General features: G+C 54.3%; 7 protein-coding genes and 1 tRNA gene. 4 read left to right on the top strand and 4 right to left on the bottom strand.

Features of this window, described 5'->3' with window-relative positions; all coding sequences use genetic code 11:
• Positions 1–478 precede the first annotated feature (478 nt).
• The 4 genes from NKI95_RS32235 to NKI95_RS32220 form a co-directional block, all read right to left on the bottom strand.
• Positions 479–3,607 carry a type I restriction endonuclease subunit R gene (locus tag NKI95_RS32235; protein WP_352721877.1) on the bottom strand — a complete coding sequence of 1,043 codons (3,129 nt, stop codon included), beginning with the start codon at positions 3,605–3,607 and terminating at the stop codon, positions 479–481.
• Positions 3,604–4,917, bottom strand: coding sequence for a restriction endonuclease subunit S (locus tag NKI95_RS32230; protein ID WP_352721875.1), 1,314 nt, complete (start codon positions 4,915–4,917; stop codon positions 3,604–3,606). The genes NKI95_RS32235 and NKI95_RS32230 overlap by 4 nt, the downstream gene beginning before the upstream one ends.
• Positions 4,914–6,749, bottom strand: a complete 1,836-nt coding sequence (locus tag NKI95_RS32225) for a type I restriction-modification system subunit M (RefSeq protein ID WP_352721873.1) — start codon at positions 6,747–6,749, stop codon at positions 4,914–4,916. Before NKI95_RS32225 ends, NKI95_RS32230 begins: the two co-directional genes overlap by 4 nt.
• 109 nt (positions 6,750–6,858) lie before the next feature.
• Entirely contained in the window at positions 6,859–9,291 is a 2,433-nt protein-coding gene (locus tag NKI95_RS32220) for a DEAD/DEAH box helicase (RefSeq protein WP_352721872.1), read from the bottom strand.
• A 514-nt stretch (positions 9,292–9,805) separates the two neighbouring features.
• Here NKI95_RS32220 and NKI95_RS32215 point away from each other — a divergent pair.
• The 4 genes from NKI95_RS32215 (at position 9,806) to NKI95_RS32200 (ending at position 12,219) form a co-directional block, all read left to right on the top strand.
• Positions 9,806–10,090 carry a hypothetical protein gene (locus tag NKI95_RS32215; protein WP_352721870.1) on the top strand — a complete coding sequence of 95 codons (285 nt, stop codon included), beginning with the start codon at positions 9,806–9,808 and terminating at the stop codon, positions 10,088–10,090.
• Positions 10,091–10,200: 110 nt separating this feature from the next.
• A tRNA-Ser gene (locus tag NKI95_RS32210) sits at positions 10,201–10,289 on the top strand.
• A 432-nt stretch (positions 10,290–10,721) separates the two neighbouring features.
• The gene (locus NKI95_RS32205) at positions 10,722–11,360 is read left to right on the top strand and encodes a DUF1326 domain-containing protein (RefSeq protein ID WP_023719685.1); all 639 of its coding nucleotides are present in this window, start codon (positions 10,722–10,724) and stop codon (positions 11,358–11,360) included.
• 61 nt (positions 11,361–11,421) lie between these two features.
• Entirely contained in the window at positions 11,422–12,219 is a 798-nt protein-coding gene (locus tag NKI95_RS32200) for a DUF2182 domain-containing protein (RefSeq protein ID WP_352721868.1), read from the top strand.
• Positions 12,220–12,306: the final 87 nt, after the last annotated feature.

The raw sequence follows: 12,306 nt of genomic DNA, 5'->3' as shown, positions 1-12,306 counted from the left end.
TCGACAATATGCGCGATCTGTCAAACGACGCAACGATCGCTTTTCACCCATCTCCCTCATTCCCATTTATGGGTTCACGACCTAATTGAACACCAAATCGACCAAGAAGAAAAGAAAGGCGATCCCCGGATTCACACTGGCTGAACTCGACCAGAGGGATGGGGTCGAGCGGTTTGACCATCTGGAGGACTCGCTCAGCAGATATCTTGCCGGCGAGAAACGCAAGGCTTCAGGGGCAATGCCTCTCCATGTTGGCAATGACAATGAACACCGCCCAGATCGATGAAAACAGGAAGTGTGGCAACTGCCGGCATTTGGCTTGGTTGGTGGCGATGGGATTGGGCGCTCGATGTGCGCATCCTGAAAATCGTGGTCGATCTCTCATACCGGGCGGATACGATCCGGATGGCAAGGCGCTTGACCTTCCGGTCTCTCCGTCGAGGGATTTTCTATGCGAACACCACCAGCGTAAGCGCATCTAAACCCGCTCGCCCTCGCCGAAAGTTGCCCGATTCCGAAGCGCCTCGTAAAGTTGCGCTGGTCCGAGGAGCACATCCTTCAAACCATCCCTGACTTTCTTTGACTCGAGCGCCTGCTTGCTCATGGTCGTATGTGCAGCAAGAGCGTCCATGATTGCGTTCATAATTTCGTCCGAAAGGGTCGGCGAATTGGCGAACTGCGCTTTCGTGTTGTTGGTGGCCTGCAAAACCAATTCCTTGGATTCCAGCAGTTTCCCTTTGATCACGTTGTTCACGTAAACAAGCTGGTCATCGTCGGACAGATCGCCCTCGAAAAGGTCATTCACCTTGGCGATGATTTCAGCAAGCAGCGCCTTTTCCTTATCTTGAACGCTGCCCGAACCGGCCTCGGAAAGCGGTGCAAGTTTCCCCTTCTCGCCCTCGTTGACCGCCAGCGGCAGCCGGCCCTGAGATTTCAGATTATGGTGGGTCAGGACCACCTTCGACAAGTCGATGCCTTCCCTTTCCCGGCCAAATTCCAGCAGCGGAACCAGCCGTCTGTAGAAGATGAACCGTTTCTCGATGGCGGTGTTGCCGTAGTCGAATATCTGCGACAGGAAGCTGTATAGCCGCTGATAGGCTCCCATGTCGCCCTTGAACAGGATCAGCGAATTGATTTCGTCACGAGCGCCGGCAGTGGCCTTTTCATCGCCCTTGTCCAAGGCGATTTGCAGGCCCTCCTGAGCGTTTTTGAATTTCTTGAGCAATCGGTCAGCGACCGGCTCCAAAGCCGCCACAAGGTCGCCCTGCTGGCTTTTTGGGTCCATTTCCAGCCTAACAACTCGATCAACCTCATAATCGTCATAGTGGCCGCTGGCATCGAGCTTGGCCCGTAGGTTGAACACAAGGTTCGGATCGGTGACAGCCTCCAGTGCCGCCGTGTCGTAGTAGGTTCGAAAGGCCGCAAGGATGTCGTCCGAACTGTTCACGAAATCGAGGATGTAGGTTGTATCTTTGCCGGGATGAGAGCGATTCAGCCGGGAAAGGGTTTGCACCGCCTGAATCCCGGCAAGCCGCCGGTCGATATACATGCCGCACAAAAGCGGCTGATCGAAACCAGTCTGGAATTTATTGGCCACCAGCAGCAACTGATATTCCTCGCCGGCAAAAGCTTCCCGGATATCCCGTCCCTTCAGGTTCGGATTTAGCTCCTTGCTGTTTTCCGTGAATGGGTCGGGACCGCTTTCCTTGTCATCAACCTCGCCGGAAAACGCAACCAACGCTCCGATCCTGTAGCCCTTGGATTTGATGTATTTCTCGGTGGCGATCTGCCAGCGGACTGCCTCTTTTCGGCTCGCCAAGACCACCATCGCCTTGGCTTTGCCATCGAGCAGAGGAGCAACGTTTTCCCGGAAATGTTCAACGACAATCTGAACCTTCTGGCTGATGTTGTAGGGGTGAAGCCGAACCCATTGCATGATGCCCTTCAGAGCCGCATCACGTTCGACTACCCTGTCATCCCATTCCTTGCCGCCATTCGCCAATTTGAAGGCCAGCCGATACGGCGTGTAGTTCTTCAGGATGTCGAGAATGAATCCTTCCTCGATGGCCTGCCGCATCGAGTAGACATGAAAAGGTGCAGGCAGATTGTCGGGACCAACAGGCTCATTCGGTTTCGGAAGCCGCCCGAACAGTTGCATCGTTTTTGATTTCGGAGTGGCGGTAAAGGCAACATAGGTGATCCCTTTTTCATTCGCCCGTGCCGCCATTTGGGCAGCCAGCAAATCTTCCGTGCTGATCTCGCCACCATCACCCAGTTCGGCAATTTCCTCGGGCGAAAGAACCTGCTTCAGCATCGAGGCGGCTTGGCCGGTCTGCGACGAATGCGCCTCGTCGGCAATCACGGCAAATTTCTTGCCTTGCGTTGCTGCCAATTCCCGAACCGCTTCCAGCGCAAAAGGAAAAGTCTGGATGGTGCAAACAATGATCTTCTTGCCTTCGTTCAGCGCCTTGGCCAGTTGCCCGCTCTTGCTCTCTCCTTCGCTCTTGATGGTGACCACCACGCCGGTGGTCCGCTGAAAATCGAACAGGGCTTCCTGCAACTGTGAATCAATGACGTTGCGGTCGGAGACCACGATGACGGTGGAAAAAAGCTTCTCATTCTTCTCGTCATGCAGATCGGCAAGGAAATGAGCGGACCACGAAATCGAGTTCGTTTTGCCCGAACCTGCCGAATGCTGAATCAGGAATTTTCCACCGGCTCCTTCGGCCAAAACGGCTTGCTGTAGTTTTCGGGTTGCGTCCAATTGATGGTAGCGGGGGAATATCACGCCGACGATCTGCTTCTTCGTATCCCGCTTCGTGACCAGATACCGGCCAATGATTTCGAGCCAGCTTTCCCGCTGCCAAACCTGTTCCCACAGATAGCTGGTGCGATGGCCATGCGGGTTGACCGGATTGCCCCTGGCACCATTGTCACCCAAATTAAAGGGCAGGAAGCGGGTCGCCGGCCCTGCCAGCTGCGTGGTCATGTGAACTTCGCTGTTGCTGACAGCAAAGTGCACCAATGCCCCGCTCGGAAAATTCAAAAGGGGTTCCGGCGACTGGCCTTTTGGTCTCGGATTACGGTCAAACCGGTATTGGTCGATGGCGTCGTCAATGGTCTGTGTGAAGTCGGTTTTCAGTTCGGCCGTGGCGACCGGGATGCCATTGAGGAACAGCACCAGATCGAGGCAATTCTCATTGGATTTGGAATATCGGACCTGTCGAACGACACGAAGTCTATTGGCCTGATATCTGGCGACAATCTCAGGATTCATCGCCATCGCCGGCTTGAATTGCGCCAGTGACAAAGGCTGTTTCAGGCCGATCAGTTCAACGCCGTGGCGCAGCACATCCAATGTGCCACGATCATCAAGCTGTTTACGAATGCGATCAAACAGGACGGACTCGGCAGAAGCGCCATGGTTCTTGACGAGAGCTTCCCATGCTTTTGGCTGCGTTCCCTGAATCCAAGCTATGAGATCGGGCGGAAACAGGGCACGGCTTCGATCATACAAACTGGCACTGGCGCTGTCATAAAGCCATCCATGGGCGGCAAGATGCCCGCAGATTTCGTCTTCGAAACTGACTTCTTTATGGATGGTCATTCAGCTGCTACCTGCTGCGGCACCCAATCACGCACGTCGATCTTGCCAGTGACGGCGGCGGAAATCAGGGCGCTGCGGCGCTCCTGAAGAACCGCAACGGCATGCCCAGCCTCTTTGGCAAGCTGATCAATGTAGCCGGTGACCTCTTTAACCCGCTGTAAAATTGACCGTTGTTCCGGTAATGCCGGCAAGCAAATTGGAAGATTCTCAAATCCCTGCTGATTGACATACGCCAGTGTAGCAGCCGTGCCGACCATCTCGAAATACGGGCGAGCCAACTCGACGCAGAGCCGCAAGAACTCAGGCAGAATGGCATTCCCCGGAACGAAAGCCTGAAGTTGTTGATTGATGATGACGTCCACTTCATTTATCGACGCAACGCCAAATGTTCCGACACAACTGGCAATAACAGCGTTGGCGGCGAGTGGTCGTGACCCTGCCGCACTTGCGGCGCCCCGAGACACATAGAGCTGAGCGGACCTCACAACTTGAGAGCCCATCAATTCCATCGTGACCCAAGGGAATCCGTCGCCTTCAGCATTAAGGTCGGGCTTGTTCCGCTGCGGCACGAACACACTGGCGATTCGCTTAGCCGCAACCACTTCCCAGTGCGCCGGCACCTCCCCTAACCATTCCACGCCGGATGGTCTCATCGCAGCACGAGAGTCGAGGCCCTTAGTAATGGCATGGGCAATGACTGCTTGCCGCTTTTCCTTCAGCAGGTCGATCAGCCGTTTTTGTTCATCTACCAGCGCATCGATTTTGGCAGTTTCCCGGTCGAGGAAGGCGGCGATGGCAATTTGTTCGGAAAGGGGCGGCTTTGCACAAAAGAGCGAGCGAAACACATCGGGATAAAGTCTGAGTCGAGAATCAATTACCCCGGCAGAGAACATCTTAAAATACAATGTGCATTCGTTTGACCGGACCAAATAATCAAGAAATTTGGGACTGCTGTCGTCAATTATTCGAAAAACGCAGTAGGCCGGACTAACAATGCCCTGAAATTGAGAAAAACCCAAACCCCTGCTCCACGCCAGCATGATGTTCATCACCAAGTCATCTGGGTAGCAGACCTTATAGCCTTCGAGGCTCTCCGCTCGGGTTAAGGGATCGCCTTCGGCAATGATTTCAGATCGAGGAGATACGCCGGTATAAGCGGATACGGACAGCAGCTGTTCCGCAGCATCTCCGGAGCGTTCATTCCGCTCCTCAAAGATACGCTTGAACCGTCCGATGCTCCAGTGACTAGGCACCTTCCCGAGCCACTTAAGATCGGAATCTTTGTAACTGTTGTATGAAGGAAAGCTCACGCCGCCAGCCCTTCGATCATGAACTTTATCCGGTCGGTGACCAGCTTGAGATCGGCGTCGATTTCGGCCAATGAACGGGGCGGCTCGAAAACATAGAAATGCCGATTAAACGGGATTTCATATCCGACCTTGGTCTTCTCATGATCAATCCACGCATCCGCTGCGTGTGGCAGAACTTCCCGCCTAAAGTAGCTTTCAATTCCCTCTTCTAGAGGCACGTTCTCGGTGTCACGCAACGATGAATCCGGCTGTGGCTTACCCTTCAGCTTGCCTCTTTCGCCAAGAACTAACCTGCCATCCTCATCTCTTTGTGGGCGCTCGACGGTGATCGTGCGATAGCCAAAGGCTTCGTTGAGGAAAATGCGGGAGACAGGGGCAAGCTTCACCTTTCCGCCTTCAGGAGCAATGGGGCTAGGCTCCCCATCCCGGATCACCCCACGGCTCAATTCTCTTCCTTCGCCATCGACCACGATTGCGGCCTGCGCTTCGGTAAAATCCCCGAACAAATTGGTGACCGTGGCAATCTGATCGCCACTCATTTCCCGGCGCTTCGATCCAAGGCTTTTCCGCATTTTTCGCCACATCGATGATGCGTCGATCAACTGAACCTTGCCCCTACGATGGTCAGGCTTTCGGTTCGACACAATCCAGACATAGGTGGAGATACCGGTGTTGTAGAACATGTCGGTAGGCAGCCCAATAATGGCTTCGACCAGATCATTTTCCAGCAGATGGCGGCGGATTTCGCTTTCGCCGCTACCAGCTCCGCCCGTGAACAGCGGTGAACCGTTCAGGACGATGCCGAACCTGCAACCGCCTTCCGATGCAGGTCGCATCTTCGAAAGTAGGTGCATTAGGAACAGAAGCGAGCCGTCCGACACCCTCGGAAGTCCGGGACCAAACCGGCCATTATGGCCTTGGCTTTCATGTTCCCGACGAACTTCCTTTTCGACCTTTTTCCATTCAACGCCAAAAGGCGGATTGGACAGCATGTAGTCGAATTTCTTGCCATGGTGACCGTCATCGGAGAGCGTGTTACCGGCGACGATGTTGGCCACATTTTGCCCCTTGATCAGCATATCGGCTTTGCAGATCGCATAGGACTCGTCATTGAGTTCCTGTCCGAACATGGTCAGTCGAGCTTGCGGATTCATATCTTCAAGATGTTCGCCGGCAACCGACAACATGCCGCCGGTGCCAGCTGTGGGGTCATAGATCGTGCGAACGACGCCCGGCTTCGACAATACGTCGTCATCCTCGACGAAGATCAGGTTGACCATCAGCCGGATCACTTCACGGGGTGTAAAATGCTCACCAGCCGTCTCGTTTGAGATTTCCGCAAACTTCCGGATCAGTTCTTCGAAAACATGCCCCATCTGACTGTTGCTGACCCGCTCCGGATGCAGGTCGATGCCGGCGAATTTCTCGGCCACCAGATAAAGCAATCCGTTCTTCGCCAGACGCTCGACCTGAGTGGCGAAGTCGAACCGTTCAAAGATGTCTCGAACTTCCGGTGAAAAGGCTTGGATGTAAGCGAATAGATTTTCACGGATGTGGTCCTGATCGCCCAGCAGCCGCTTCATGTCCATTTCGGAAGTGTTGTAAAAACTCTGCCCCGACTTTCGGAGCAGGAATGGTTCTGGATTCAATCCGGCCTTGGTCTTTTCCGCAAACTCGGCCAGAACCGCCGCCTTGCTTGACTCTAGAACGCAATCCAATCGCCTGAGAACCGTGAATGGGAGGATCACCTTGCCATAATCTGACTGTCGATAGTCCCCCCGGAGAAGATCTGCCACGGACCAGATGAAGGACGAAAGGACTTGTTGATTCATGGTGGCCCCGGGTCAGTTCGGCAGAACGGCTATTGAACCAGCAGCAAGACATTGCAGCAAGTCGGTCCAGCATGAATGATAGTGCTTGAAACTGACCCGGAGGTTACGACTATGCTGCCTTCCGGGTTTTCTGGTCCATCGTATAAATTTTCAGAGAGCTTATGATGGATGGAATTTGCCGGTGACGCTCCATTGGGTTCCGTGCAAAGATCGCTTCTTGGCGAAGGTGAACTTCAATTTCTGCCCACGACAAGCCGGCCAATTGTAGCTTCAAACCCAGCTTGAAAAAATTACCGTTTCCGCTTCCGGGCGTTTTGGGCGAATTACGCCATGCCACTTTCGTAGCCTCCACTTTTGCCCAATCAACTGATGGGTCCACCTGATCGCCAAGCACTTTTTCGGTCAGGATTTCTGGTCCTCGATGATATTTTCTAATCCAGTCTTTCGGTTCCAACGGCTTCCTGTGACCGTCATCGAATTCGAGGAATATATTCCCATACGGGTCTGCGGCCTGTGATGGCAGATAAAACAAGCTCGCCGCAGGCTTTTTGCTTCGATCAAATCCGTGAAACCGACGACCATCCTCGCACTGATCTAACGTGTCCGCCTCGTATCCGGCCCTATGAAATCGTGACCAAATCTCATTGATAACCGTGTCGTGGGTTTGCGGACCGAAAACCGTGGTCGTCGGGATGAACACCCGGTAGCGAGGGTTCGCCTTCGTGCTGTTGTACGAATTGAAGATCGCCATTTGGAGTTCTGGGAACAAATTAGAAACTGCTTCGGGGGGAATTCCGCCCCCGTCATTGTCCAACCAAATTCCTCGAAGGAATTCGATGTTCTGTTTCCCTTTTTGTGTCTCAACCCCCTCTCTCGGATTGAAATAGGCCGGACTGATCAGGTAACGGTCCTCCTTTCCGCCCACTTTCTCCAATGACATTTCCTTCAACTGGGCAACAAAGTCGTTGACGGAATCACAAAGGAATAAATGAGTGGCGATTTTTGCCGTTCTGGATTGGAATTGCGAACCCCAGAACACGTTTGTTACGTTTTCTATATTAGTATTGATATAGTTTTCGTAACGGCTGCTGCAATATCCGGAATCGTCCAGGATTATCTTATTGGAATCAGCAACAAACGACTCATGATCCGACAATGCATTTTTTCGAGAACGATAAGCAGCTTGTTTCTCTGCATTGCTGCTATGTTTCTGTGGGCGACCGGGTTTTTTTTGTGTAGATTGTTCGTCATTAAGCCAACCAAGCTTGTTTATTGACGATCCCGGCAACAATTGATGCAAATGATCGGCTGTTGCTCGATCCACGACAATGATCTGAACAGGCCGAGTGTCATTCTGTGAGCGAAGTGAGCACCGCATAACCGACTGATACGCAGATTCATAAAATCGACCGGTCTTCACCTGTTCCTCGGTGAGGCCCAATTTCTTGAAATAGGCGAGTTCCACGGGACTCGGATTCAACGCCGGCAAGAAAACGACATTGGTAAAGTCCTGAAAATGGTTCAGACCGTGGGAAACATTCGGCAGCCGCTGGGCGTTCGGATTGCTGGGAAACAGATTGTTCTTGTGCACGGCATTGGCCACCCACAGAAATGGCATATTCCCGAAATGCTCGGACACTTTCCGGACGATGGCATCATGGACCGTTAACTCGTCATTGTCCGTGAATAGGCGCCCCTGCTTGGCCGAGGACCACGGACGATCCATGACATAGAGTATTGTCGCCCTACTGCCGTCATGTTCACGAAACCGCAAGCATGAAGCCAATTCCGTGTCTTCGACGAATTTGACGCCAATGATCGACCAGAGGTTGTGGATCAGCGAGTTTTCGAAATTGGCGCTCAGGATCAGAACGCTCTTGAATGGCTCTACCAATTTCGGTCGAACCATGGAGAAGGCAATGAATTTCCTGTTCCCCGGATCACTCGAATGCAGCGCCGCAATGCTACTATCGGGCACATATACGTTCGTGTGCTTGGCACTCAGCGTCCACGCCAGCTTATGCACCTGTGTCCGTTCAGAAACCTTTTCCGGAAACTCAATTGTTTGCCTTGGGTCTTTGCTGAGAGTGAATTCAGTCAGACCGCTCCACGGACAGGAAGTCCTTGAACAGGCGTTCGCCAGCGTCATGACATCTTCGTCAATGATCGGGTCAAAGGAAGCGTGAACTTGCAGAGCCTCGTCGATGATGAGGTGCCAATCCAATTGGCCGCTGTATTGGAGCATTTTCAGGCCCTCATGCGTGATGAGGACGATTTGGCCAGAACTATCTGGCTGCCTGAGCGTTCTGACCAGACGACTGACGACGCTCCTTTCGCCCGCCGCAGTCTCAGCATTAGCTACAATCTGTTCTGCCTGAACGCCGTAGCCGCCTAGATCGGCCATAGCCTGCCCAATCAGCTCTTTCGTAGGCATAGCGACAAGCACCCGCTCGCCATCAAGAGCCATACGGACGGCATGTGTCGAAATTGCTTGAAAGGATTTGCCCGACCCGGCAGGCGCATTCAAATAGCGAACTTTCACAATCTCTCTCTCTTCAAATCGATAGGGCTTCGCCAGAAATGACGGCGTCCTTTACAAACAACTTTTTGCTAATATAAATATGGTATGTAATTACGTGGCTAATACAAAATCCAACAATATGGACGGTTAAGGCACGCCTCAACGACAACAATGACGTACAGATGCGCCCATTCTGGTGGAATTTCAAGCCCAACATGAGTTAAGCAAGGCTGACCTTGGCCCATGTCATCCTAATTTGCGCCATATTCCTAGATTTTTATCCTATTATCACCCAATAAATTTGCGATTTGGAACCGAATCCTCCAATATTTGCGAAATGTATAAAACGACAGAATAAAATTCTTTTTTCGTGGACATCGATTTTTTTATACTTGAATGATGGAGGCTAAACGCTACATACCTGCCATTGAAACTTGGCAAGGGAAGCGCCGCATGCAGAACAACCAAATGAACGTGCAGAAACAAATCGGCATAGCCGGCCATATCCAAACGATCATTCAGGCGGGATTTGACCATGGCTAAGGAGACACCTTTTGGACAGAAGCGCCTGCTTTCGACGAAAGAAGCCGCCCGGTATTGCGGTATTGGCGTTAGAACTCTGAGAAAGGAGTTTTGGTCAGCGGAATATCACTTCACGACCGTCAACATACGAAAGTATGACGTTTTCCGGCTGGACGAGATTATCGACAAATCAACCGACAGCCCAATAACTCCGGCTGTATCTCGATGGTTGGAACGTCAAAGTCCGGCCCAGAAGGACCATCTTCGTTGGCACGAATTTGGCACAAGCCAGCGCTGAAACCGTCTTTAGACAGAACTTTCTCAACGGACTTGTGTTGACGTGTCCGAGCGTGCCATAACACCTAAGGTGTTGTTTTACGGGTGTTTTTGGGCAGGGGTTTGGCGGAAGGAGTTGGTCGGAGTGGTCGAATGCACCGCACTCGAAATGCGGCATGGGTGCAAGCCCATCGGGGGTTCGAATCCCTCCCTCTCCGCCAGTGATCCTAATTTCATTCTCTTGATTTTTGCCTGCCTAACTCAGCCATAAATGCTCGTGAAGCCGCGGAGCTCAATTGCAGCCGGCGTTAACCCTTGGCCCGCTAGATCGTTGACGAAGCAGCCGAGCGGTGTTGCGGAAGGTTGTCAGTTCGCAGTGTGGGTCAAGCGAGTGTCAGCCGGATCGTGTATTTGGTGATCGACCCGTCGCGAACCTACCCACGACCTCATCGATCACATGGAACGGAGCAAGAAACCACCTCCGTGGTCGCACTGGATGGCGGCTGGGTTCTGTTGCGAGCAGTTGCTGATCAAAACGCGGTGACTTCGGTCTGGGGCGGCAAGTCCACCAAAATCAGCGAGCGATGCACTAACTGCTGGAGTGCGCCCCGCCTTCGACGTATAAATGGCGCTACATTCCGGGAGGAAGAGCCATGAATGCAGTGCCTCAATGGCGGCTCGCAGGCGACTGGTTCGACATCTGCAGCTGCGATATCCCTTGCCCTTGCGAGTTCGCCCAGCGGCCGACCGGCAATCACTGCCAGGGCGTGCTCGCCTGGCATGTACGCGAGGGTCAGTATGGCGACGTGAAGCTCGACGGCCTGTCGCTGGTGGCGCTCGGCGAGTTCGAAGGCAATCTATGGGCCGGCGAGGCAAAGGCCGTGATGGGCATGTACCTCGACGAGAAGGCGAACGAGCGGCAACGTGAAGCCCTGCAGGCGATCTTCGGCGGGCAGGCTGGCGGCTGGCCGGCGGGTTTTGCCGCCAACATCGGCGAGATGCGTGGCATGGAGTTCGTGCCGATCACTTTCGAGGTGGCGGGCGACCTTGCCACCTGGCGGGTCGAGATTCCTGGCCTCGTCGTCGGGCATGCGGAAGCGCTTTCAGGTCCCACGACACCACCCGGCAAGCGGGTGCAGACGATCAACCCGCCGGGCTCGGAGGTCGGCCCGGGCCAGGTTGCCACCTGGGGGCGTTCGGTCGAGGTGAGCACCAAAGGCTTCGGGCTCGACTGGACGGGCACGGCCCGCTCGAGCAAACACATTCCGTTCGACTGGACCGGCCCGAACTAGGGACGTGCCGATGCCTGACGCGTTCCCCGGGAAATCGTGGCGGCTCCGGAATTTGCGTGGCATGCCGCTCGGCCTTCTCGCATCGCTCGTCGTGCTAACAGCGGCGGCGTGGGCGCTGACCCTCAGCATGGATATGCCTATGGGCATTGCGGTGCGCGGCGGGATGGAGGGTATGGAAGGCATGGCCGGCATGGCGACGGCCGGAATTGCCGCCGACGGTTGGTCACTCGCCGGCGCCGCCGCCTTTCTTGCTGTATGGACGGTGATGATGGCTGCTATGATGCTGCCGGCGGCCGCGCCCATGATCTTTATGTTCGCGGCGGCGCAGGCTAGGCGCGAACAGCACGTCGCCATCCCGGCGTGGATATTCGTCGCCGGCTACATGCTCGTCTGGGCGGCGGCGGGCCTTCTTGTGTATGTCCTGGTCCAGCTAGGAAGCGAGTTTGCGTCGAGCCTCGATCCGCCTCAGCGTTCGAAATGGGCGCCGCTCGCGCTCGGTATGACGCTTGGCGTGGCCGGACTCTACCAATTCACGACCCTCAAGCACATTTGCCTCAGCCATTGCCGTTCGCCGCTCGCTTTCGTTGCGCAGCATTGGCGCGACGGGCGGGTTGGCGCACTCGAGATGGGGCTGCGGCACGGACTCTATTGCTTTGGTTGCTGCTGGGCTCTGTTTGCCGTGCTGGTCGCGGTGGGCGTCTTGAGCGTCGCCTGGATGCTGCTGTTGACGCTGGTCGTCTTCGTCGAGAAGCTGCTGCAGCGCGGCCGCCGCTTCGAAGTTGCTTTGGGCATTGCGCTGATGGCCCTCGGGATCGCTGTATCGTTCGGCGCGATCGAGATGCCTTGGATGAGCGGCTAGCCCCAGCCGGGTGGTGAAATTCCAAACACATCGGTCTCATTTTCAGTCCTTAGGGGTAAGGGTGGGTCGTTCTGTTTGGCGAACCGA

Origin of the sequence: Mesorhizobium sp. M0306 (assembly GCF_040321655.1) — a bacterium.
Classification (GTDB): domain Bacteria; phylum Pseudomonadota; class Alphaproteobacteria; order Rhizobiales; family Rhizobiaceae; genus Mesorhizobium.
The sequence above is the reverse complement of the archived record's forward strand: the minus strand, read 5'-3'. Positions and strand labels throughout refer to the sequence as shown.